At 49.2% G+C, this 24,852-nt stretch carries 17 protein-coding genes and 1 pseudogene; 16 read left to right on the top strand and 2 right to left on the bottom strand.

All coding sequences use genetic code 11. The features are described 5' to 3' along the window. Positions 1 to 71 precede the first annotated feature (71 nt). The 12 genes from L696_RS0113490 (at position 72) to L696_RS0113435 (ending at position 16,629) form a co-directional block, all read left to right on the top strand. A complete protein-coding gene (locus tag L696_RS0113490) occupies positions 72 to 1,766 on the top strand; it encodes an ABC transporter substrate-binding protein (RefSeq protein WP_025684105.1) in 1,695 nt (564 codons plus the stop codon). A gap of 105 nt (positions 1,767 to 1,871) precedes the next feature. After that, positions 1,872 to 4,361, top strand: coding sequence for a glycoside hydrolase family 95 protein (locus L696_RS0113485; protein WP_025684104.1), 2,490 nt, complete (start codon positions 1,872 to 1,874; stop codon positions 4,359 to 4,361). After that, positions 4,358 to 5,704: a GH1 family beta-glucosidase gene (locus L696_RS0113480; RefSeq protein ID WP_025684103.1), complete on the top strand. Its 1,347-nt coding sequence runs from the start codon at positions 4,358 to 4,360 to the stop codon at positions 5,702 to 5,704. Before L696_RS0113485 ends, L696_RS0113480 begins: the two co-directional genes overlap by 4 nt. Before the next feature lie 216 nt (positions 5,705 to 5,920). After that, a complete protein-coding gene (locus tag L696_RS0113475; protein ID WP_014278150.1) occupies positions 5,921 to 6,169 on the top strand; it encodes a hypothetical protein in 249 nt (82 codons plus the stop codon). 408 nt (positions 6,170 to 6,577) lie between these two features. Continuing rightward, the gene (cyoA, locus tag L696_RS0113470; RefSeq protein WP_025684102.1) at positions 6,578 to 7,561 is read left to right on the top strand and encodes a ubiquinol oxidase subunit II; all 984 of its coding nucleotides are present in this window, start codon (positions 6,578 to 6,580) and stop codon (positions 7,559 to 7,561) included. Positions 7,562 to 7,586: 25 nt separating this feature from the next. Continuing rightward, a complete protein-coding gene (locus tag L696_RS0113465) occupies positions 7,587 to 9,563 on the top strand; it encodes a cbb3-type cytochrome c oxidase subunit I (protein WP_025684101.1) in 1,977 nt (658 codons plus the stop codon). Continuing rightward, positions 9,563 to 10,171, top strand: a complete 609-nt coding sequence (gene cyoC, locus L696_RS0113460; protein WP_025684100.1) for a cytochrome o ubiquinol oxidase subunit III — start codon at positions 9,563 to 9,565, stop codon at positions 10,169 to 10,171. The genes L696_RS0113465 and cyoC overlap by 1 nt, the downstream gene beginning before the upstream one ends. Then, positions 10,172 to 10,507, top strand: coding sequence for a cytochrome o ubiquinol oxidase subunit IV (gene cyoD / locus L696_RS0113455; RefSeq protein ID WP_023990326.1), 336 nt, complete (start codon positions 10,172 to 10,174; stop codon positions 10,505 to 10,507). A gap of 181 nt (positions 10,508 to 10,688) precedes the next feature. After that, entirely contained in the window at positions 10,689 to 11,813 is a 1,125-nt protein-coding gene (locus L696_RS0113450) for an NADH:flavin oxidoreductase (RefSeq protein ID WP_025684099.1), read from the top strand. Positions 11,814 to 11,961: 148 nt separating this feature from the next. Beyond that, on the top strand, positions 11,962 to 12,330 hold the full coding sequence (locus tag L696_RS0113445; RefSeq protein WP_025684098.1) for an ArsR/SmtB family transcription factor: 369 nt from the start codon (positions 11,962 to 11,964) through the stop codon (positions 12,328 to 12,330). Positions 12,331 to 12,515: 185 nt separating this feature from the next. After that, positions 12,516 to 14,900: a heavy metal translocating P-type ATPase gene (locus tag L696_RS0113440; RefSeq protein ID WP_025684097.1), complete on the top strand. Its 2,385-nt coding sequence runs from the start codon at positions 12,516 to 12,518 to the stop codon at positions 14,898 to 14,900. Between the two features lie 277 nt (positions 14,901 to 15,177). Then, entirely contained in the window at positions 15,178 to 16,629 is a 1,452-nt protein-coding gene (locus L696_RS0113435; RefSeq protein ID WP_025684096.1) for an aldolase/citrate lyase/malate synthase family protein, read from the top strand. Between the two features lie 452 nt (positions 16,630 to 17,081). Here L696_RS0113435 and L696_RS0113430 read toward each other — a convergent pair whose 3' ends face one another. Next, positions 17,082 to 18,062, bottom strand: coding sequence for an aldo/keto reductase (locus L696_RS0113430; RefSeq protein ID WP_025684095.1), 981 nt, complete (start codon positions 18,060 to 18,062; stop codon positions 17,082 to 17,084). A 176-nt stretch (positions 18,063 to 18,238) separates the two neighbouring features. Between L696_RS0113430 and L696_RS0113425 the strand changes: the two genes are divergently transcribed. After that, a complete protein-coding gene (locus tag L696_RS0113425; RefSeq protein WP_049827376.1) occupies positions 18,239 to 19,126 on the top strand; it encodes a helix-turn-helix transcriptional regulator in 888 nt (295 codons plus the stop codon). 137 nt (positions 19,127 to 19,263) lie between these two features. On the opposite strand, the gene L696_RS0113420 is transcribed toward L696_RS0113425, so the two are convergent. After that, positions 19,264 to 19,857, bottom strand: a complete 594-nt coding sequence (locus L696_RS0113420) for a TetR/AcrR family transcriptional regulator (RefSeq protein ID WP_025684093.1) — start codon at positions 19,855 to 19,857, stop codon at positions 19,264 to 19,266. A 115-nt stretch (positions 19,858 to 19,972) separates the two neighbouring features. Here L696_RS0113420 and L696_RS0113415 point away from each other — a divergent pair, with 115 nt between their 5' ends. The 3 genes and pseudogenes from L696_RS0113415 to L696_RS0113405 all read left to right on the top strand — a co-directional run bounded on the left by L696_RS0113415 (position 19,973) and on the right by L696_RS0113405 (position 24,568). Next, positions 19,973 to 21,391, top strand: coding sequence for an MDR family MFS transporter (locus L696_RS0113415; RefSeq protein ID WP_025684092.1), 1,419 nt, complete (start codon positions 19,973 to 19,975; stop codon positions 21,389 to 21,391). Positions 21,392 to 21,655: 264 nt separating this feature from the next. Next, positions 21,656 to 21,998, top strand: a pseudogene (locus L696_RS29570) (transposase); the annotation flags it as partial. Positions 21,999 to 22,585: 587 nt separating this feature from the next. Then, positions 22,586 to 24,568, top strand: coding sequence for a heavy metal translocating P-type ATPase (locus L696_RS0113405; RefSeq protein ID WP_245233360.1), 1,983 nt, complete (start codon positions 22,586 to 22,588; stop codon positions 24,566 to 24,568). The last annotated feature ends 284 nt before the right edge of the window (positions 24,569 to 24,852 follow it).

The raw sequence follows: 24,852 nt of genomic DNA, 5'->3' as shown, positions 1-24,852 counted from the left end.
GCCGGAATTCCGGTGGTAAAGCAACAGCGATTGCAGGTTAAGTCATCATAAGAATATAGGAGGTTTTATTTATGAAAAAGGTTTGGTCCAGATTTGCACTCATTCCCCTGCTCGTGGTATCACTTGCTGCACTGGCAGGCTGCAGTGGAGGTGAGAAAGCAGCCAAGGAAGGCTCATCCAGCGGAACCGATCCGATTACGTTTAGCTTCTTTGGAGCTGACCCAAGCCCACTATGGAACGGAATGAAGGATGAAATAGGCCAGGAAATTACGAAAAAGACGGGCGTAACCCTGAATGCGGAATTTGATGTCAGCGGCGGAGGCGGAAATGATCGTATTTCTTTGATGGCGGCGAGCGGAGAGTACCCGGATCTGGTGTCTGCCAAAGCGAATGTGAGCAAGCTGGTGGATGCAGGAGCAATGATTGATCTGACCGATCTGATCAACGAGCACGCGCCGAATCTCAAAAAGCTGTACGGCCCCTACATGAATCGACTGAAATATAGCAACAAGGATCAGGCTATCTATGTCATCCCTACGTATGCAGGTGTGGGGCAGAAGAACTTTGATGCGACGGGTGGATTTGAAATCCAGCACAGGGTACTCAAGGAACTGGGATATCCGAAGGTAAAAACGCTACAGGATTATGAAAACGTACTCAAAACCTATGTAGCCAAACATCCGACCATTGATGGTAAAAAGACAATTCCCCTCACACTGGATGCGGATGACTGGAGAATCATGATTACGGTAACCAATCCTGCCTACCAGACGACCGGAGCGTCAGACGATGGAGAATATAATATTGATCCCAAGACATTTGAAGCCAAGCTCCATTACAAGCGCCCGGTGGAAAAAGAATATTTTCGCTGGTTAAACCACATGTACAATGAGGGACTGCTGGATAAGGAATCCTTTGTACAAAAAAGTGACCAATACAAATCCAAAATCGCCAGCGGGCGTGTTCTCGGTCTAATTGACCAGGAGTGGGGCTACCTGGAAGCTGAAAATGCGTTAAAAACGTCAGGCAAGGCTGATGCCAGCTATGCACATTTTCCAGTTACACTTTCAGAGGAATATAAGGATCATTCCTTTCAGGATACAGGCTTTATGTCCGGTTACGGTGTAGGCATTACCGAGAGCTGCAAGGACCCGGTGCGGGCTATTAAGTTCCTTGATTTTTTAGCCTCCGATGAAGGACAGGTGCTGGTGAACTGGGGAATCGAAGGTAAGCATTATGAGGTCAAAGACGGTAAACGCGTTATTCCGGCTGATGTGCTGGAGCAAAAAACGAACAACGCCACCAATTTCAACAAAACAACCGGGCTGGAGCTGTACACGTTGATCAGTGGACACTACGGTGATGGTGTAAAGGACGCTACGGGTAACTATTACACCACCAAATTTCCGGAACAAATTATCGCAAGCTATTCGGAGCCGGAAAAGGAGTCGCTCAAGGCGTATGGCGTAAAAACGTGGAAGGAGCTGTTCCCGAGCGAGAAGGAATTTGATGTGAAGCCATGGGGAGCAGCCTATAACCTGACGACAGACAATGAATCCAATTATAATGTTACGTTCAAAAAAACGACGGATATTATCCGTAAGCGTATACCGGAGGCTATCTTGGCCCCGACATCCAATTTTGACACCGTATACGACAACATGCTTAAAGAGCTGGATGCCGCCGGAGCGGTACAAATGGAACAGCAATACACGCAATTGGTGAAGGACAGAGTGGAGCTATGGAGCGGGAAGGCTTCTAAATAAGGAGTTAACTTAACCGAGCTTTGATATGCCGAAATGATAGAGCGCTTGTCCTTGGGGTTAATACGGGATTGGAGCTCTGTTTAATCTCAATGGGGAGGATTTGATGTGGGACAACGTGAAAAGCAAAAATCCCTGCGTTTATGGTATCGCCAACCTGCCAAGGTATGGGAGGAAGCATTGCCTGTCGGCAATGGAAGGCTGGGCGCGATGATATTTGGGGGGATCGGGGAGGAGCGTCTGCAATTAAACGAGGATACGCTCTGGTCCGGATTTCCCAGGGATGGCGTTCAGTATGACGCATTGCGATATTTGAAGCCCGTTCGGGAGCTGATTGCAGACGGAAAATACAAGGATGCCGAGCATCTGATCAATACGAATATGCTGGGCCGGGATACGGAGGCTTATCAGCCTTTGGGCGATTTGTGGATTACACAGCAGGGACTTGGGGAAATTGTGGAGTATGAACGCAAACTGGATTTGGCCACCGGAACGGCTGCGGTCATTTTTCATAGCGGGGGTATCCGTTATACCCGTGAGGTCATCGCCAGCGCGCCGGATGGAATTATTATGGTATCGCTGACTGCGGATAGGGCTGGAAGGATCAATACAATCGTGCGCATCACAACACCGCATCCTTGTGAAGCCAAGGCTGGCGAGGATGCACATTTTGGTGATTCATTCCCATGGGATAATGACAAGGAGGATGGCTCAGCTGATGAATCAACGAGAAACGTAATTACGTTAACCGGACGAGCGCCCAGTCATGTGGAGTCAAACTATCGCGGGGATCATCCGCAGTCGGTTGTTTACGAGGATGAATTGGGGATGGCTTTTGCGATTCAGGCGAGGGTGATCTCCGAGGGGGGAACGTTGACAGAGGACGCTGACGGAGTGCTGAGTGTATCGGGCGCGGATAAACTCACGGTGTATTTGGCCGCAGCTACTGGATTCCGGGGATTTGATACTCAACCGGACAGTGATGCAGCGGAACCGACAAGCGTATGCCAAGCTACGCTGGATAAAGCAGTCTCGCTTGGATACGAGCAGGTGAAGCAACGGCATGAGCAGGAGCATCGGGAACTATTTGGCCGCGTTGAGTTAGAGCTTGGGGATGATGCCGGGACGGATCAAATGACAAAGAGACAAATTCCGACTGACTTGCGATTGGAGCAGTACCGTGAAGGTCAGGCGGACCCGGATTTGGAGGTAACGTTGTTTCAGTATGGACGCTACTTGCTGATAGCCAGTTCGCGTCCGGGCAGTCAGCCCGCCAATCTTCAGGGTATCTGGAATGACCGGGTGCAGCCGCCATGGAACAGTAATTATACAACGAACATTAATACCCAGATGAACTATTGGCCGGTGGAGATATGCAATCTTGCCGAGTGCCATGAACCCTTGCTGCACATGATTGGTGAAGTTAGCCGCACAGGGCGCAGAGTTGCTTCGATCCATTATGGAGCTCAAGGCTGGACGGCCCACCATAATGTAGACGTGTGGAGGTATGCCGGACCGTCAGGAGGCCATGCCAGTTGGGCCTTTTGGCCGCTCGGGGGTGTCTGGCTAACCGCCCATTTATGGGAACGGTATCTGTTTACTCAGGATACGGCTTATTTGGCGGAACAAGCTTATCCGCTGATGAAGGGAGCGGCCGCCTTTTGTATGGATTGGCTCGTGGAAGGCCCGGACGGCTGGCTTGTGACCTCGCCTTCTATATCACCTGAAAACAAATTTAAAACCCCCGACGGAGAGGATTGCAGTATATCCATGGGTTCCACGATGGATATGACGCTAATTCGGGAGCTGCTGGGCAACTGCATCCAGGCTGCGGACCTGCTGGAATTAGACCGTGAATTCCGCAACCGCTGTGAAGAGACGCTGCAACGCCTGCTGCCCTACCAGATCGGTCGTCATGGACAATTACAGGAATGGTTTGCCGATTTTGAGGAAGCGGAGCCGGGACATCGACATGTTTCTCATCTGTATGGATTGTATCCCGGCCGACAAATTCATGTTCGTGATACCCCGGAGCTGGCGGAAGCGGCCCGCATATCGCTGCGCCGACGGCTTGATCATGGAGGTGGTCATACCGGCTGGAGCTGTGCCTGGTTGATTAACCTGTACGCTCGGTTGGAGGATGGCGAAGCAGCACATCGGTATGTGCGCACATTGCTGTCGCGTTCGACCTATCCAAATTTATTCGACGCTCATCCGCCTTTTCAGATCGACGGCAACTTCGGCGCGACGGCGGGGATTGCGGAAATGCTGCTGCAAAGTCGTCCGGGTGAGCTGACCTTACTGCCTGCCCTGCCTTCGGCATGGTCGGAGGGGAGGGTCAGCGGATTGCGGGGGCATGGCGGGATGACGGTCAGCATGGAATGGTCCGGTTCCCGGCTCGTCCGCGCGGAACTTACCGCATCCGTCCCGACGGGACGCTGCACGATTCGCAGTGCCCATCCGTTCAGTGCAGATGCTTGGCAGGCTCAGCCTGATCCAGAGCATGGAGGATTCATTTTGTCATGGAATTTTACCAAAGAGCAGGAAACTACGGACAGACATTCGATTATTATTGATGGAGAGGAAGAAAAAATATGACCATTTTTCAATTTCCGCAGGACTTTATGTGGGGGACAGCAACGGCGGCCTATCAAATCGAGGGGGCCTATGAGGAGGATGGAAGAGGTTTGTCCATCTGGGATACCTTTGCCCATACGCCTGGCAAGGTGTTCAACGGAGATAACGGGAATGTAGCCTGTGACAGCTATCATCGCTACGAAGAAGATATCCGGCTGATGAAGGAGCTGGGCATTCGGACATATCGTTTTTCGGTGTCTTGGCCGCGTATATACCCCAATGGTGACGGTGAAGTCAATCAGGAAGGGCTGGACTATTATCATCGTGTAGTGGATATGTTGAACGAAAATGGAATTGAGCCGTTTTGTACGCTGTATCACTGGGATCTGCCGCAGGTGCTTCAAGATGCCGGAGGATGGGAAAACCGTCGCACGATTCAGGCATTCGTTCATTATGCGGAGACGATGTTCCGCGAGTTCCACGGAAAGATACACCATTGGCTGACGTTCAATGAGCCATGGTGCATCGCCTTTTTATCCAATATGCTGGGAGTTCATGCTCCCGGTCTGACCAATCTCCAGACAGCCATCAACGTCGGGCACAATTTACTGGTTGCGCATGGTCTATCCGTACGCCGTTTCCGCGAGTTGGGCACCAGTGGTCAGATTGGCATAGCGCCGAACGTCTCCTGGGCTGTACCCTATAGCACTTCCGAGGAAGACAAAGCGGCGTGTGCGCGTACGGTTTCCCTGCATAGTGACTGGTTTCTCCAGCCCATCTATCAGGGTTCGTATCCTCAGTTTCTGGTAGACTGGTTCGCCGAGCAAGGAGCTACCGTACCGATTCAAGAAGGAGATATGGACGTTATTAGCGAACCTATTGATCTGATCGGTATAAACTACTACGCTATGTCCGTCAATCGTTTTAATCCGGAAGCTGGGTTCCTTCAATCCGAAGAGATTAATATGGGGCTGCCTGTGACAGATATCGGCTGGCCGGTGGAATCACGCGGGCTGTATGAGGTCCTGCATTATTTGCAAAAGTACGGCAACATCGATATTTATATTACAGAAAACGGGGCTTGTATCAACGATGAGATCGTAAATGGAAAGGTTCAGGATGACCGACGCATTTCCTATATGCAGCAGCATTTGGTGCAGGTACATCGGGCGATTCATGACGGCCTTCACGTCAAAGGCTATATGGCATGGTCGCTCATGGACAATTTTGAATGGGCGGAAGGGTACAATATGAGATTCGGTATGATTCATGTCGATTTCCGCACTCTGGCCCGTACCCCCAAGGAAAGCTACTACTGGTATCGAAATGTCGTAAGTAACAACTGGCTGGAGACCAGACGCTAAAAGAAAATGTACATTGATACTAAAGCGAACATTGGCCTGTTTCCGCTCCCTTTTGTTTGAATAGCGAGTCCTCTGGGGTAATAATATCCAAGATGAATTGCAGGTTGCTAAAAGTATGGTGAGGCTATTAAGAATTAAATCACAGGAATTGTGCATACTGACAAAAATACCTGAAGAGGACGTTTCAACAATTTTAGACCAAAGGGAGTGGAGGATATGGCTTCGAATTTTAGAAAATCAGGATCGAACGAAAAGCAAATGAGCCGCTCGGTGTCTGTCATCGCCTGGCTCGCTTGGATTGTAGGAATTATTCTTATTTTGTTCAATTTAGGTAATCTAAGTGATCGTAATATATATTTAATGGTGGGTATTGGATGTGTCGTTGGCGGATTTTTTATTTATATGATCGGAAAAGGGCTGGTCATTGCCCGCAAGAAGGAAGATCAGGAGAAGGGCCGCAGTTAAAACGAAGGGTTTTCCAGCATCGTAGTCACTTGTAGAACCAAAAAACATCTTTAGAAAAACAACAACGTGGGTCTTCGTACAGTGTAGAATTATAAACTGTCTGAAGCCCCGTTTTTTGCTTTCTGTTAACGCAAGAATAAACTTCAGCTAATGGCGGTCTGTCTTCTCTGAATGGCTTCGAAATAGTTTTTCTTAAGGTCATCTTTGTAGTAATGAAAGATTTTGAATTTGCAAGATAAAATTTATTTTTAGAGAGGTTTTTCACAAAAAACGGACAATTAATCGACAATTCTGTTAACAATAAAAAAAACCCCCGCTTTTCTGATATCTTATATAGGGGCAACATTACAGGAATTCGTTAGTATTAAGTTTTTGAGTAATTTATTATTTCAAGGAGAGGGGAACAACATGAACAAAAAACCAAAAGCGATTATTGCGTTGGTTTTGACCGTGCTCACGGTAGCATTGCTCATTTGGACGTGTTTTTATGCTGGCGGAAAATACGTTGTTTTCGATCCGAAAGGACCTATTGGGCAAGCACAAAAAGAGCTGATCATTCTTACAACGTCTATGGCTGCACTTCTAATTGTACCGGTCATATTTTTGACTTTCTTCATCATTTGGCGTTATCGCGACGCACCGGATAACAAGGCGAAATACCAGCCCCACTGGGACGACAGTAAAAAACTGGAGACCGTATGGTGGAGTATTCCGATTGTTATTATTTTGATTATTGCGGTTATCACTGTGAGATATACCTACTTGCTGGAGCCTTCGAAACCGTTGGCAAGTACACAAAAGCCTGTAACCATCCAAGTAACTGCACTGGACTGGAAATGGCTCTTTATGTATCCGGAAGAAGGTATTGCTACAGTCAATGAAATTCACATTCCTAAAGGTGTTCCGGTCCGTTTTGAACTGACTGCCGACGCCCCAATGAACTCGTTCTGGATTCCGCAATTGGGCGGTCAGATCTACACCATGTCAGGCATGGCTATGAAGCTGCATTTGCAGGCCGATCAGGAAGGAACTTACTTTGGTTCGGGTGCAAACTTCAGTGGTGAGCATTTTGGACAAATGCGCTTTGATGTAGAGGTTCAGTCGGATGAAGAGTATAAAAACTGGGTCGCTAACATTAAAAAGCAGTCTAAGCCGCTGACGAAGGATGGCTATTTGGCGCTTGCCAAACCAGGTCTGTCCCAGCCTGATGAGTATTCTTCGATTCCAGACGGATTGTTCCAGGATATCGTAACCAAGTATGTAGTAGATGGTGCTTCTAACCCACATGCAGGTCATGGAGAGGGAACATCCACTAAAGGTTCTTCCAAGCACGGCACAGAAGATGAAACTGCACTGGACATGAGTCATATGAATATGAGCGGACACAATTAAATGAATATAGGGAAGGAGGCCCCCAATGCTTGATAAAATAAAAGAGTTTGCATCCACTTTCTTCGTCACTGGAGATCCGATGATTTATGGAGCGGACGTTTCCATTGCTCTTGCGATGATCGGAATCGTGTTTGTGCTCACTTATTTCAAAAAATGGGGCTGGCTTTGGAAAAACTGGTTGACTACCGTTGACCATAAAAAAGTCGGTATTATGTATATCCTCGCAGCCATCTTGATGCTATTCCGCGGAGGCGTGGATGCATTGTTGATGCGTGTTCAGCTTGCTACACCGGATGTTACACTGCTGCATCCTGAGCATTACAATCAGATCTTTACAACACACGGCACGATCATGATCTTGTTTATGGCGATGCCATTGATGTTTGGTTTGTTTAATATCGCGGTACCTCTTCAAATTGGTGCGCGCGACGTAGCGTTCCCTTTCTTGAACGCACTGAGCTTCTGGCTTTTCTTTATGGGAGCGATGCTGTTCAACCTGTCCTTCGTTATCGGCGGTTCGCCAGATGCAGGGTGGTTGAGTTATCCACCGCTTTCAGAATTGCAATTTAGCCCCGGCGTCGGCCAGAACTTCTATATCTGGGGTATTCAGATTTCTGGTATAGGTTCATTGGCTACGGGTATCAACTTTATTGTTACTATTATTAAAATGCGCGCACCTGGTATGACCTGGATGAAAATGCCTGTCTTTACGTGGTCCGTATTTTCAACATGTGTTATTGTCATTTTCGCGTTCCCGATTCTGACGGTTACTTTAGCTATGCTATTCCTTGACCGTTTCGGAGGAGGACACTTCTTTACCCTTGATTTTGGCGGTAACCCGATGATGTATATCAACCTGGTTTGGATGTGGGGTCACCCTGAGGTATACATCGTAGTATTGCCTGCCTTCGGTATTTATTCCGAGGTCATCAGCGTATTCTCCAAAAAGAAATTGTTTGGCTACAAATCCATGGTTTACGCCATGTTCATAATTGCTATCCTGTCCTTCTTCACCTGGGCGCATCACTTCTTCACGATGGGATCAGGCGCAGATGTTAATGCATTCTTTGCCATTTCGACGATGGTTATCGCAATACCGACAGGGGTTAAAGTATTTAACTGGCTGTTCACGATGTATCGGGGTAAGATCACATTTAAAACACCTATGATGTGGGCAATTGCGTTTATTCCGAACTTCTTGATTGCTGGTTTGACGGGCGTAATGTTGTCTGTAGCACCTGCAGACTTCCAGTTCCATAACAGTTACTTCCTGGTCGCTCACTTTCACTCCGCTCTGATTGGTGGTGTAGTGTTCGGTTACTTGGCAGGTCTGTACTATTGGTGGCCTAAAATGTTCGGTTTCACATTGCCTGAAACGCCTGGTAAATGGGCTTTCTGGTTCTGGAATATCGGTTTCTATGTATGCTTTATTCCGCAATATTCTCTCGGTCTGATGGGTATGACGCGTCGTCTGAGCACTTACGGCTGGGATACCGGCTGGCAGCCGCTTAACATGGTTTCTACCGTTGGGGCATTCCTGATGGGAATTGGATTCTTGTTCCAGGTTCTTCAAATTCTTCTGGGTATCAAGAATTTCCGCAAGCTGAAGGATACAACTGGCGACCCTTGGGGTGGTCATACGTTGGAATGGTCGATTCCTTCACCTGCACCGGAATACAATTTTGCTACCATTCCGCAAGTAGAAGAACGTGATGACTGGTGGGCAGAAAAAGATAAACGTGCAAAAGGTATTTTCAGAAAGCAACCGCCGATTGAAGCGATTCATATGCCGAAAAACTCGGCGATTCCATTCATTATGTCGGTATTCTTTTTCATTGCAGGTTTCGGGTTCGTATTCGGATGGTCGTTCTTCTATATTCCAGGGCTGATCGGTGTGGCAATTTGTATGATTTGCCGTTCGTTCTTCTCTTATGATGGCGACTACTATATCCCTGCGGATGAAGTAAAACGCACGGAAGCGGCAATAAGGGGGTCTGTATAATGGCACAAGCTACAGCACATCAAAGCCATGATCATGACCACGGGCATCACGATCCGCAAGAATTGAAGATGCTTGGTTTTTGGATCTTCCTCATAACGGACGTAATCCTGTTCGGTACCTTGTTCGCAACCTTCGTCGTCCTTCGGAACAACACAGCCGGAGGACCGGGTGGCGCAGAGCTGTTTAACATGACGGGCGTTATTATTGAAACGTTCCTCTTGCTCACGAGCAGCTTCACAAGTGGTCTGGCTGTGTTGGCCATGAACAAAGGAAGCATGAAGGGATTAATCAACTGGTTAATCGTGACGGCGATCCTGGGTCTTGGTTTTATCGGTTTTGAGGTTTACGAGTTTGTTGAGTTGGTACACGAAGGAGCCAATTTTGGAACGAGTGCGTTCTTGTCGGCATTCTTCACTTTGGTCGGAACGCACGGACTTCACGTTTCGTTAGGTCTGGTTTGGATGATTGGACTCATGTTCCAGTTGAAAAAACGCGGGCTTACACCAGAGACGAAGGGAAAAGTTTCGGCATTGAGCTTGTACTGGCACTTTTTGGACGCTGTCTGGATCTTCTTGCTGACAGTCGTCTATTTGATGGGGGTGATGTAGATGGCACAGCATCAAACAGGAGCGGGTTCGCATGGTCATGATGATTCTCACGGTTCAGTGAAATCCTATGTTATCGGGTTTATTCTGTCCATCGTACTGACCATCATTCCTCTCGGTGTGGTTATGAATCATATGTTGAGCCGCACTTCGACCATGGTTGTTATTTTAGCCGCGGCAGTGCTGCAATTTCTGGTTCAGCTTTTCTTCTTCATGCACATTCGTGAAAGCAATGGACCACGCTGGAATGTCATGACTTTGATTTTCGGGGTAGTTATCCTGTTGACCATTGTTGGTGGTTCTGTATGGATTATGGAATACAACATGGTAGCACACTAATAAGTACAAACTAATTAGATTAGAGGAAGCGGACATAGAGCCGCTTCCTCTTTTTTTGTGTGTAGCATATTGGAATTATAAACTGTGGCTGTTTGAACTTAAGTTTACATATGTGTAAAATGGAATTGTATAGCAGTAGAATGAAAATGATAACACTAGTTGAGAGCGGAGGATGAAAATAATGAATACAGACATACTATTTAAACCTTTTAAGGTAGGTAATTTATCTCTTCCCAATCGGATCGTTATGGCTCCAATGACACGGAATTTTTCTCCTCAAGGTATCCCAGGCCCTGAGGTTGCCGCTTATTATCGTCGCCGTGCGGAAAATGCAGTCGGGTTGATTATTACGGAGGGTACTGCTATTAATCATCCCGCAGCCGTAGAGCATACGGGCATTCCTAATTTTTATGGCGAGGGATTGAAGGGGTGGGCGAAGGTCGTCGAGGAGGTCCATACGGCGGGTGGCAAGATTATACCGCAGCTCTGGCATGTGGGTACGGCCCGTAAAATAGGTGCGGATAACCAACCGAATCCCGAGGCATTGCCTGTCGGTCCGTCCGGTATTTCTCCCGCTGGTGAAAAGGTGGTTGAGCCATTGACGCAGGCGGAGATTACGGATATTATCTCAGCTTATGCTCAGGCCGCTGCCGATGCCCAGCGAGTGGGTTTTGACGGCATTGAGCTTCATGGTGCACACGGCTATTTAATGGATCAGTTTTTCTGGGACAAAACCAACAAGCGTACCGATCAATACGGAGGCAATTTGGCCCAGCGTACTCGGTTTGCAGTGGAGGTCATTGAGGCTTGTCGTCGTGCAGTGGGGCCGAATTTCCCAATTGTACTGCGATTCTCCCAGTGGAAGATGTACCATTATGAAGAAAAACTGGCCCAAACACCACAGGAACTGGAACAGTTTCTCACTCCATTAGTGAAGGCCGGGGTGGATGTATTCCATTGCTCAAGCCGCCGTTTTTGGGAACCGGAATTTGAAGGGTCTGATCTAAACCTGGCAGCTTGGACCAAAAAGATAACAGGCAAGCCAGTTATCACTGTGGGCTCGATTGGTTTGGAGAAGGCCTTTTTAAGTGATTTGGAAAAAAATAATAATCGTCAAACCGATCAATCCAGTAGTGTAGAGGCAAGATTAGAACAACTCGTGGGGCAAGTAGAACGAGAGGAAGCTGATCTGGTTGCGGTTGGACGGGCTTTGCTGGTTGATCCGGCGTTTGCGGTGAAGTTACGTGATCAACGGATAGAAGAAATTATCCCCTACAGTGATGAAGTATTAAAGACGTTGAATTAAGCTTTATGTAGTGTAAAGCTATAGCGTTAGGCAGGCATTGAGACTTGGAAGTTTTCTGTTACAGGGCAAGCTGCAATATAAGCTATTCGTAAATTCTACGAATTTGCTATAATAGGAGCATCAAGTCGAAATACACGGGGTGAAAAGGATGAATTCTGAAACGGAAGCTTTGGATTGTGAGCCGGCTTGTCACGGTTCAGATCAGGAAATCGAGCGCATAAAATCTTCCCTTGTTGAGGATTCCATCGCATACAAAATGTCGGAGCTGTACAAAGCCTTGGGTGATCCGACACGGATCAAGCTAATCTACGCTTTGGCTCAGAAGGAGCTGTGTGTACATGATCTGACCCAGGTATTGAATATGGGGCAATCTGCCGTATCTCATCAGCTTCGTTATTTGCGCAATCTGCGGATCGTCAAGCGGCGCAAGGAAGGTAAAACGGTGTTTTATTCGCTGGATGATAATCATGTGGAGCAGATATTTTTGCAGACCCACCAGCACATTTCACATCAATGATTGTTGGATAGAAAAAGCAGGGCGCCAGCGAATGGCGCTCTTTTGGTGTTTGTCTGGGGAAGCGGAGTTTTTTTGGCGAAAAGAGGCTATTGTCATTGACTTTTGACCCTGATCCTGAATATAATGGCCATAATAAATAATACATGAACAGTTGCTCATGTATAGCTAATTGGAGGCCAATGATTATGGATGCTCTGAAAAGAACGGAACGGCACGAATGGATTTTGGAAGGCTTGGATTGCGCCAACTGTGCTCTGAAGATTGAAAATGGAGTCGGTAAAATAGAAGGTGTACTTGATTGCTCGGTCAATTTTGTGACGAAAACATTGACGATGACAGCAAGTCCGGATCAAAAAGAGGAGATTCTTCGTCAAACGGAACAGAAGGTTCACAGACTGGAGCCTCACGTCCGTATGATCGCAAAAAGCGCACGTGGACGCTCGAGTGAGAACCATCGCAGTGTGGCGGGTGCAGCACAGGCAGGCACTTCAGGGGAGCGCACCCATAGTCATCAGCATGGTGAAGGACTTACGCCCGAGAACGGCCAACAATATGGAGCTCACAGCCACACAGGTCATACTCATAGCCATGAAGGGCACCACCATGGCGAACATGCGCATGATCATGGTGATGCTACACATACTCATTCACATTCGCACGGGGATGACAGCCACGCAGGGCATACCCACGATCATGGTACGGCCGGTATGCGCCGGATGATTGCACGCTTGGCTATCGGTGCAGTCGTTGCGGCAGTTGCCTGGTGGTTGCCTGTAGAGGGCCTAGGCAAGCTGGCACTGTTTTTACTGGCATATATCATTGTCGGCGGAGATGTAGTCTTGCAGGCTGTTCGCAGTCTGGTGCGGGGAATGGCTTTTGACGAGTATTTCCTGATGACGGTGGCAACGGTTGGCGCATTTGCAATTGGGCAATATCCGGAAGGCGTAGCTGTCATGTTCTTTTATCAAATCGGTGAGCTATTCCAGGGGGTCGCGGTCAATCGTTCGCGCAAATCCATCAGCGACCTTATGGATATTCGACCGGACTATGCCAACCTGAAGACAACTGATTCCGTAAGTCGTGTGTCACCCGAGGATGTGCGCGTAGGTGATCTGATTGTAATCAAGCCGGGCGAGAAGATTCCACTGGATGGTAAAGTTGTAGACGGAAAATCGCATGTGGATACCTCGGCGTTGACGGGTGAATCCGTGCCTCGTACCGTGGAGCCGGGAAGCAGTGTGATGAGCGGATTTATAAATACAAACGGACTTTTAACTGTAGAGGTTAGCAAGGAATTCAGCGAATCGGCAGTCTCCAAAATTTTGGAGCTGGTGCAAAATGCGAGCGCCAAAAAAGCGCCTACTGAAAAGTTTATCACCAAGTTTTCCAGATACTATACTCCTGTTGTGGTTATCGTTGCGTTGCTGCTGGCAGTCGTTCCACCGCTCGTCGTACCGGGGGCGCTGTTTGCAGATTGGGTATATCGTGCACTTGTTTTCCTCGTCATTTCTTGTCCATGTGCGCTGGTCGTATCCATTCCGTTGGGCTTCTTTGGCGGAATCGGGGCAGCCTCTCGTTCAGGTGTGCTGATTAAAGGCGGGAACTACCTTGAAGCACTGAACCATGTAAAATATGCTGTTTTTGATAAAACAGGTACACTCACTAAAGGGGTTTTCCGTGTAACGGGAATTTATCCTGCCGGGGAATTTACGAAGGAAAGCTTGCTGGAAACGGCCGCTTTGGCTGAGCTGCACTCCACACATCCTATTGCCACTTCTCTGCGTGAATCCTATGGTGAGAAGCTTCAAGCCGAGCGGGTTCAGCAATATAGTGAGATTTCCGGTCATGGGATTCAGGCACACATAGATGGTCGTCTGGTATTGGCCGGGAATGCGAAGCTGATGGCGCGGGAGCAAGTCATTTTTAACGACGCACAACGCGCAGGAACACTTGATGAAGGAACGGTCGTTCATGTGGCTGTAGACGGAACGTATGCCGGATGCATCCTGATTTCGGATGAGGTCAAAGAGGACTCGGCACGAACGATTGCTTCACTGAAAAAGCTGGGTATAGTGAAAACGATCATGCTGACAGGTGACAACCGGACGGTTGGAGAGGCGGTAGGACGACAGTTGGGTCTGGACGAAGTACGTGCAGAGCTGTTACCCCAGCATAAAGCCGAAGCGATTGAACAGCTGTCTGCAAGTAAAAAAGCGGGCGACAAGATTTTGTTCGTGGGCGACGGGATTAATGATACCCCTGTGCTGGCGCTGGCAGATGTAGGTGTAGCGATGGGCGGTTTGGGTTCAGATGCCGCGATTGAGGCAGCGGATATCGTGATCATGAACGACGAGCCTTCGAGACTGGTTACAGCGATTCATATCGCCAAGCGTACACGCCGTATCGTATGGCAGAATATTATATTTGCGCTCAGTGTCAAAGTCGTGTTTCTCACGTTGGGTGCCTTCGGTATTGCTACTATGTGGGAGGCTGTATTTTCCGATGTGGGCGTAACACTGCTAGCCGTACTAAATGTTATGCGTGTACTGAAGGTACGTTCTTTCGAATAAAAAAATCAGTGCCCTCGGCTTATCATCGGATGTATTCATCCTGTGAGATCCGGGGGCTTTTTTGAGCTCAATGCTGCGGTTGAATCTATGTTTTCCGATCGTTCTACAGATATGTATAAATGTGGGGTGCGCCTAATACGTTAAGGTAGAGGGACCTTACAGGTAAGTCTCATTTGAATTCTGTTGCCGTCTAATAAGTAAGCGTTCTCTTTTATGGTGGGAATACTCAAATTCGTGTGTGCCAACTTGCTGACGGGAGAAAGGATGGATTTGTAGCATGGAGGCTAAACTGATGCATGTATTCGCAGAACTGTTGAGTGAAAAAAACAGCCGGGATTGCGAAGACCCCGAGTCGGGGAGTGAGGCCGCTGCTGCACAAAGGCTGGCTATCGAGTCGGTGCTCGCAGGGTGCAGTGAAGTATCTGCCTCTCAGGAGGAAGACCCGCTGGGCTGGCTGGTCGGATTAGCCGAACAGGGCATAATCAGTCAAGAGGAGGCGTTGCTGGCTGCGAACTCCGAGCTAATTGGGGAAACGCTGCTGAATAAGGGCAACGATGACAGGGAAGCGATGACCAGACTGCTGGAATGGAGTGATGAATACAGGCGTACATTCATACGTATCTATGCGGATGATCCTGCCCATGTGAATTATACAAGCAAGGAGTCAGCGATAGGAGTAAGTATGGGCAAGCTTGATGGCTATAGTCTTCTGCACGGCCCCTTGTCGCAGTCGTCCAGCCGTGTGGCTGAATTATGCCGTGCCTATCTGGACGCGGCGGAGTCCGGGCATACGATTCATGGTCCTGACGGGGAGCAAGCCCCCCTCCTTATTCCAGGCTCCCGTCCATCAGACACGTACAAAGCCTTTAATCAGGCATCTGGCTTGCCCGGATTGTGTGAGCATCTATCCCGGCGAATTATCGGGCTGCTGGAAACAGAATATGAAGGCTTGTTCGAGTCTCTAAACGGATTGCCGCTCACGATCGCCCTGATCGAACAGAACAACGTGGTGGGCATCGGAAGCCTGCAAGATATGCAGTTGGAGGCGCTACTGCGTGCAGCGTTGCGAAGTGTACAGCAGGGGGGAGAACCGCAGCTAGAGATTGTGGTGCGCAATCCGGTTGACGTGAACCAATTCCGGGCAACCCGTGACTGGATCGACGGCGTTGCGGAGCAGACCTTATGCGGCCGCCTGCGGTGCATTCCATATCAGGTAGGCGTGCTTTTGACGGTGGATGCGTCCTCCAAGCTCAACGTCAGCCAAACATGGAACGGGCAGGTCAAACAGTTTCATGAATCTGGCAGCGCCAATCTTCTGCCGGAAGTGAAAGCGGAACAGATCAAGCAGGCGGCTCAGGCCGCAGATATGGCACGATTTGCCGATGCGGTGATTTTGGAAGCTACGCGGTTTCCTTCATATGATGTGGACGCGGATCTGTCCGATCTGTCTGTCGGCGGTCATGAGGGGACGAGCGATACGATAGAACGCATGACGCAGGCCATCCGGGGCGTGAAGCCCAAACTCCCCGTATGGGCTGCGTTTGACGAAGTCCATACGCTATTGGATGGAGCCGGAATATGGGCAAGCAGGCTGACTGGCATCATTTGCCCGGAAACGGGGGCTATCGCCGCGCGCCTTGCGGCTGCACGTTACGCATTGCTGCAAGGCCTAGAGGGGGAATATGGTCCCAACACCTCGCATAACCAAGTACAGCATTTTCCCTTGTAGCCCCGAATGTAACGCGAATTTCATTTCATAAAAGATGCTTAAGCTGTATAGAAAGGATATCTGCGCTGTTGCGCGGATATCCTTTTTTCTTGGTGATGGGAAGAAATAAAGTCTGTAATTTAAGGATTCGTTTTTACAATCCGTCACTTATAATATCAGAAAGAATAGAAGAAAAAATATTATGCCTATATAAAGTAATTATATTTAAGTAATATGAAAACATTATAAATACTGGTATTCTAATTCCAGAAATACTATAATGACATTCAGCTAACGGGAAACAATAACACAAAAACCTCTTCGATTTTTTATTTAATAGCACATATGTGTGGTATGTGTCGCGATGTCACAGGTTGATGCTACTACCGAAGCTTCGTCGTTTCCTGTTTCTGTAATAATTTTTATGCACAGCAAATACAACGCAGATAGGTATCTGCGTTGTATTTGCCGGTTTACTCGTTTATCGGCATCTCGATTCTTGCGGCGCTCGCTGCAATGGTCCGAATCTTAGCCAGCACGGCATCGTCGAGTTTAACATCCACGGCCGGCAGCGACTTCAGGATATGTTCAGGCTTGCGGACGCCGACGAGCGCGCTCGTTAAAGCCGGATGAGCCAGGACGTAAGCGAGGGCCAGTTGGGCGACTGTAATGCCGAGGTCCGCCGCCACTTCTTTGAGCTGCCCGACTACCGCGATATTTTGCTTGAAGCCTTCTCCGGAATGGGATGGGGACTTGGAGCGCCAATCCTGTTTGTCAAATCGGGTGTCCGCGTTGTAGTTTCCGGAGAGTAGACCCGAGGCTAGCGGGCTATAGGCAATCACGCCGATGCCTTGTTTCTGGCTGTAGGGGAGAAGTTCCTTCTCCGCATCCGCGGCCAGAATGGAGTAGGGCGGCTGTAAGGAATCTACGTGCCGGATCTTCAAGGCCTCTTCCAGTAGCGCAACTGGAAAATTGCTGACTCCGACATAGCGGATTTTACCGTCCTGCAGCAGTTTTTCAAGGGCGCGTATCGTTTCCTCTACCGACGCTTTGGCGTCCGTATCCGGCCAGTGCATTTGATACAGGTCAATATAGTCGGTGCCGAGACGGCGCAGGGAAGCCTCGACCTCGCGAAGGATCGACGCATAGGTGCCGTTGCGCGAGACATTGCCCTGTTCATCCCAAACGAGGCCGAATTTGGTGGCGATGACCGCTTTATCGCGGTCGCCTTTCAGCGCTTTGCCGATCACTTCTTCGGAGTGGCCCAAGCCGTAAACTGCAGCCGTATCGAAGAAATTAATCCCTGCATCCAGCGCCGTGCGGATGCTGTTATGCGATAGCCGATCTTCCTGATTACCCCAGGTGTAATTCCAATTTCCTCCGCCGATGGCCCAAGCGCCGAAGCCGATCACCGAAATGACTGGTCCGTTTTTTCCTAATTTCCGATATTGCATCTTACATCTCTCCTTGAGTTCTTTTGTTTCTGCACAGCATGGCGTGTGCTATGTTATGATTATGACACGGGTGTCAAAGGGATAACGAGGAGCTTATTTATCATAGGTGTAATAACACCAGTTAGAATGGAACGGCATTTCCCAAATTAACCGGGGATTACTTTGCGGTAAAGGAGTTGATTAATCTGAGCAAGAACAGTCGTCGAGTTGAGCTAGGGGATTTTTTAAGGACGCGAAGAGAGCGGCTTGACCCGCAGGAATATGGCTTTCCCACAGGAGGAAGACGAAGAACTACTGGGTTAAGAAGAGAGGAGCTCGCGCAGGTTGCTGGCGTCGGTGTTTCTTGGTACACCTGGCTGGAACAAGGGCGCGATATTAACGTTTCGCCGCAGGTGCTGGACAGCGTAGCCCGGGCGCTGCAGCTGGACTGGGTGGAGCGCAGACATATGTTCGATCTTGCAATAGATCCGGCCGCCCGCGAGCTTCCAAACCAGGGACCGACGTATGATCCCGTACTACAAGGCATATTGGATTCCTGGGGGTGGTGCCCTGCATACGCCGTGGACCGCAGGTGGAACTATGTGGCCTGGAACGAAGCTGCAAGCGAGGTGTTTGCCGATTATGGGAAGCTTACCGGACGGGATCGCAATTTGGTCTGGTACCTGTTCACTCATCCTTCACAGCGCCAGCTTCTCGTGCATTGGGAGAGGGAAGCGCGGAAATGTCTGGCTTTGTTTCGGGCGAGCAGTGATCAGTTTGCGGATGATCCATGGTTCAGGGAATTCAGCCACGAATTAAGCGAAGCCAGTCCGGAATTTGGGGAATGGTGGCCGCTGCACGATATCCGGATCGCACATACCGGCCATAAAGAACTGAATCATCCTGTTGCAGGAAAACTGTCCCTGCGACCGACGACACTAATGCCGGCCGAGTTTCCCGAGCTAAAAATTTTATTGTATATACCACTTCCTCAGGAGAATACGGCGGAGAAGCTTCAGCGGCTCGCTCCGTCCGGACGGTGGTCAGGAGCGCTGGAGCTTCAACTTGATCCGGCAAAATCATAAATGGAGTGAAAGATAATCCGAAGGTTCCGAATTAACTTGATCTAAGTTGGTCGGGCCTTCTTTTGCTCCCGGAACCGATTAACCCGAATTACTCAAAATGAACGGATTCCCCTGCATACAAGGGGCGGAATTGGTAATCACCGCTTTAACACAAGTGGCAAAAACACTTCGTCCACAATCTCAGCAATCGTCTGCTCAGACATTGGCCTATTATAAAGTATTAACTCATTGCGGGCCAAATCTCCTGGCAAAGTAAGCATCCGGGGCGTAACGGTTTCGGCCGATACCTCTCCTCGGTCAACGGCTCGCTGTAGCACTATTGTCATTGTCCTGTTATGACGTCCTTCGGGGAATAGCACGGATGCAAGCGGCATGGCCCCGATTTCCGTTACGAGCCCATAGAAAGCCTTCATCATCACTTCGATAATGTTCTGATTCATCAATCTAAGCACGCCGCAAACATCATCTCTCAAATTCCCGTAATCGGGCACCTCCTCCAGCGGCAGGGGGACGCGTGCCTGGATCGCCGCCAATACAATCTCAGCGCGGTTGGCCCATCGCCGGTAAAGTACGGCTTTGCTTGTTCCCGACCGTTCCGCCACTCCATCCATCGTAAGATTAGAATATCCTCGTTCTTTCAACTCTTCCCATACCGCTTGTAGTATAGCCGCTTCCAGTTCTTTGCCTCTGCGTCTGCTTTTCAATTTATCTTGGTGTTGAGAATTGGACATATTGTTCTCATACTCCTTAAAAAAATTCGTTGCGTTTCATATAGCGATAGTATATCATAAATGCAAATAAGAAACTCATAGTTTCTTATTTGCACGATCAAAGGGAGGTTTCAACTTGCAAATACAAAGTTCCGAAACGCTTGAATCGGCTGAACAGCAGGCGGCCGCGAAGAAAATGATGTGGATTCTAATGGTCGGTATTCTGGCCCCGCTATTCGACACGACGATAACCAATGTTGCTATTGATACGCTGGTTCGGGAATTTAATACCTCGGTGTCGACCATTCAATGGGTTATGACCAGTTATCTGCTTGCGCTTGGCATGGTCATTCCCATCACCGGCTGGGCGATGGAGCGATTTGGGTGCAAGTCTATGTGGATTTTTTCACTTGGCATGTTCTTGCTTGGTTCTGTTCTATGTAGCTTGGCGTGGAACGTGGAGAGCCTGATTTTTTTCCGTACCATACAGGGGATCGGCGGGGGATTGCTGATGCCGATTATGCAGACCTTGGGAGTACGTGCCTTCGGAGGGCAAAATATGGGCAAAGGGATGGCCACGGTCGGTTTGCCGGCGCTGCTTGGACCGATTTTGGGGCCAGTGCTGGGAGGCCTCATCATTAATCATCTGAACTGGAGATGGATTTTTCTGGTAAATATTCCACTCTGCATCATTGCCATCATTATGGCGTGGAAGGGGCTGCCCAATGAAGAGCGCGAAACCCGAACGTTGCGGCTGGATCTGCTGGGACTGATGCTGCTTTCCCCGGCCATCGTTCTCATTATTTGCGGTCTTGGAGAAGTAAGCTCCAACCACGGTTTCGGCCATGTCGCGGTTCTCGTTCCCGTTTTAGCGGGTTTAGCACTTTTGGCTGTGTTTGTCGTTTATGCGTTTCGCAAAGGAAACGAAGCGTTGCTTGATGTTAGGCTGTTCCGGGTGCGTTCTTTAGCCGTATCCACGATACTGCTCTTTTTATCCGGCCTGACCACCTACGGGGCGATGCTTCTGCTGCCGTTATACTTCCAGCAAGTCCGCGGCGAATCCGTGCTTATATCCGGTCTGCTGCTCGTGCCGCAAGGGGTCGGGATGCTGCTGACAAGATCGCTTGCCGGCAAACTAACGGATCAGATCGGTTCGAGACCCGTCGTTCTTGTCGGAACCATGCTTACCTTGCTTGGAACCTGGCCATTTACACAACTTAGCGCGGATACGAGCTATTATTATTTGAGCGTAGCAATGATCGTGCGGGGGGCAGGATTAGGGGCTGTGTTTCTGCCGGTCATGGCTTCCGCCTATATTGGCCTGTCTTCGAAGCAAATCCCGCATGCCAGCAGCACCACTCGTATTATGCAGCAAATCGGCGGCGCCTTTGGCGCATCGGTTATCGCTATTATTTTGCAGAACGAGTTTAATTCTGTCATGTCACATGACCCGACAGCTGTAGCTGTTGCGTTCGATCATGCGTTTATCTGGTCGATTGCCTTCTCTGCACTGGCGCTAATTCCGGCGACACTTCTGCCGAGAATAAAAAGATAAATTCGAGTTAATTCATAATATCAAGGTGAAACGAGCTTCCATTGGTATGTAATACCGTGTTCGAAAGCTTCTGGTTGCCTCTAGCGGAGTTATTACGATAAAATTAATTTTAGTAAATTAAAAGAAATACGGATTTTGTGCAGATGTAAACGGGAAGGGGAGCAATAAAAATTTGGAGTTTTAATAACGCCCTCTCCTACCAGGCTAAGTAAAATATTACTTTATTCTGTGGAAAAAGATCATGTGCTTGTCAGAAGCGGCGGTAAATCGCGCCACGGTTCATGCGACAAACTTGCTTCGGCGATCATAGCGGAGATCGGAGATGCCCGTCAATTTAGGAGTGCTAAACAACTTGTTGCCTACGCAGGTCTTGATCCAAGTGTCTACAGTTCGGGTAAGTATACGGCCTCTAGAAATCGGATAACGAAGCGAGGATCAAAAAGACTTCGAAGAGCTCTATATTTAGCCGTTCAATGCGGACTACGTGGTGGAAGAAATAGTAGATTAAAGGATTATTATGATATGAAAAGAAAAAGAGGACAAGCCCTACAAGGTGGTTGTGATTGTTTGCGCCATCCTTAATAAAGACCAACCCTACCACATTTAATTCCCGCAATTATCCATAATCCTTCACGCCAATGAAGGATTATTTGTTATGCTCAAAAAACAGTATATCAGTTTTTAGAATATTTTCCACACTGTAGTTTGACAACTATTAGCTGGTTTTCTTGTCCACGGCGAGCTTACGAGCATCGTCGCAAAGCTTCGGTACCGAAGGGGAAATGGACCCAAGAACAGGCTGCACAAATCGAAAAGAAGCTGCATGCGACAGGGTCGCCTGAGCAGGTTGTGGGACGATTCAGGCAGGAAGGCAGGTCCATCATGTGCTGGAAAGCCATCTATCGTTGGATCTATGAAGGTCGCTTGGCGAACGTCTCCGAAGCTCAGCTTCGGCATCAAGGCACTGGGGTAAATTCCTGTTTACAATCGGAAAAGAAAAGGGTTATAATAAAACAAAAGTTTCTCTAAACCAAAATAATTGTATATACGCAAAAATGATTATCATTCTCATTGCTAAACATGCTGCTTCGGGCTTCCCGAAGCAGCATGTGCTATTTTAAGGCACTTAACAATGGATATCATTCTCAATGAGATTCAGTACAACGAACAAAAAACGGAAAGGAACGTGACATGATGCAAGCAGTTCAACAACTTCAAAAGAAATTGTCTCCCTCTAATCAGATACTTTCAAAAAAAAGTGGCAGCGGACGGCCGGGCCCGAATCGCAAGCCACAATTCCAGCTCAAAAGCATGCTGAAAAACAAGGAGATGCAGGCTGCCCTGGGCAGTGGAACGCTTATGCTGATGGCGTGGGGCGTCTCGCATTGGTCGCAATGGCTGGCGGTCATCCTGTATGTGGTTTCCTACGCCTTGGGTGGCTGGTCTAAAGCCAGAGAAGGCATTGAGACGCTGATCCGTGAACGTGATCTGGATGTCAATCTGCTCATGATCGCAGCGTCATTGGGAGCAGCGGCTATTGGCTACTGGAATGAAGGAGCAATGCTGATCTTCATTTTTGCACTCAGCGGTGCGCTGGAGAGCTATACCACCGAGCGCAGCGGCAAGGATATTTCCGAGCTGATGGCGTTGAAGCCGGAAACGGCTTTGCGTCTGTCCCGCGAGGGGACGGAGATGGTCGGCATTGAGCAACTGCTGCCGGGTGATTTGCTGCTGGTGAAGCCGGGCGAACTGATTCCGGCGGATGGCCGGATTTCCAAGGGTGTTTCGGCGGTAAATCAGGCATCTATTACCGGGGAGTCCATTCCGGTGAACAAAGCGGCGGGTGACGAGGTATATGCTGGCACCATTAACGGCGAAGGCGTCCTGTATGTGGAGGTAAGCCAATCCTCCGAAGGCACTCTATTTTCAAAAATCATCCGTATGGTGGAGGAAGCGCAGACAGAGGTCCCCGATTCCCAACGATTTATCAAAAGGTTCGAGTCGATTTACGCCCGAATTGTTGTTGCTGTCACGCTGATCGTTATTGCAGGTGCGCCAATGGTATTGGGCTGGACGTGGGCAGCGGCGTTTTACAAGGCAATGGTATTTCTCGTTGTGGCCTCACCATGCGCACTCGTGTCGTCCATTATGCCAGTAATGCTGTCGGCTATTTCCAACCGTGCCCGTCGGGGCATCCTGTTCAAAGGTGGTGCGCATGTGGAAAATATGGCGCTGACATCTGTCGTCGCCTTTGACAAAACAGGTACGCTGACCATCGGGTCGCCTGTTGTAACTGACTGGATTACCGCCACAGGCTACGATGCCGATGAGCTGTTACGCATTGTTGCGGCAATAGAAAGCTACTCCATGCATCCGTTGGCACGAGCGATTGTAGCCAAAGCGGACGCCGAATTGGGGCAGCGAGAGCTTCCCGCAGTGGAGCAAGTACAGTCCCTGACCGGATGGGGAATGGAGGGCATGGTAGACGGGATGAGATGGAAAATCGGGCGCACGGATGCGCTGGATCACGCTAGTCCGCTGGCAGAGCCGGAATGGGTGGAAACACGTGCCCGACTGGAAGCTGAGGGCAAAACCGTATCCATTATCCTCGCGGATGACCGGATTGCCGGGATGCTGGCATTGCGCGACGAGCTGCGGCCACAGGCGCAGGAGGCGGTGAGACGCCTGCAAGCGCAAGGCATCCGGGTCGTCATGCTGACCGGAGATCGCCCGGAAACCGCCGCCGTGATCGCGGCGCAGGCCGGAGTTGATGCAGTATACGCTGGTCTGATGCCAGAGGACAAAGTCAGCCATATTCGCATGCTGCGGGAGCAGTACGGGCATGTCGTCATGGTCGGTGACGGTGTGAATGATGCTCCGGCGCTGGCTGGCGCAACGGTCGGGCTGGGCATGGGTATGCACGGCAGCGGAGCCGCACTGGAGGTCGCAGATGTGGTGCTGATGAACGATGGCATCGAAGAGATTGCCCCGACGGTAGCGCTGGCACGAAAGGCACAGCGAGTGGTCAAGCAAAATATGATCTTCGCCGTCAGCGTCATTTTATTGCTCGTCATTAGCAACTTTGTGCAAGATATAGCTCTGCCATTTGGCGTCATCGGGCATGAGGGCAGCACGTTGCTTGTGATTTTGAACGGCTTGCGCTTGCTGCGGTCATAAAATAAATAAGATCATGATCTTAAGATGATAAATAAGAAGGAGCATTCACATCCCTTAAAGGACAGGGGTGGATGCTCCTTTTTTTGCGTGCCAGCCTATCATGTTGCAGGTTTACCTCCGACGAGGTATAGACCGCCGCAAGAACAGGGAGAACAGCAGTCCCGCCAGTGCGATTCCGGTAGCAATTGATAAAGGCATCGTCATATTGACGGTAGCCCCGACCAACGTGGATACCGTAAATATCATACTTAAACACACGGAGCTCCAGCATGGGCTGCCTTTTT

Origin of the sequence: Paenibacillus maysiensis, assembly GCF_000520815.1 — a bacterium.
Taxonomy (GTDB): domain Bacteria; phylum Bacillota; class Bacilli; order Paenibacillales; family Paenibacillaceae; genus Paenibacillus; species Paenibacillus maysiensis.
This window is presented reverse-complemented; position numbering and strand designations above follow the sequence as displayed.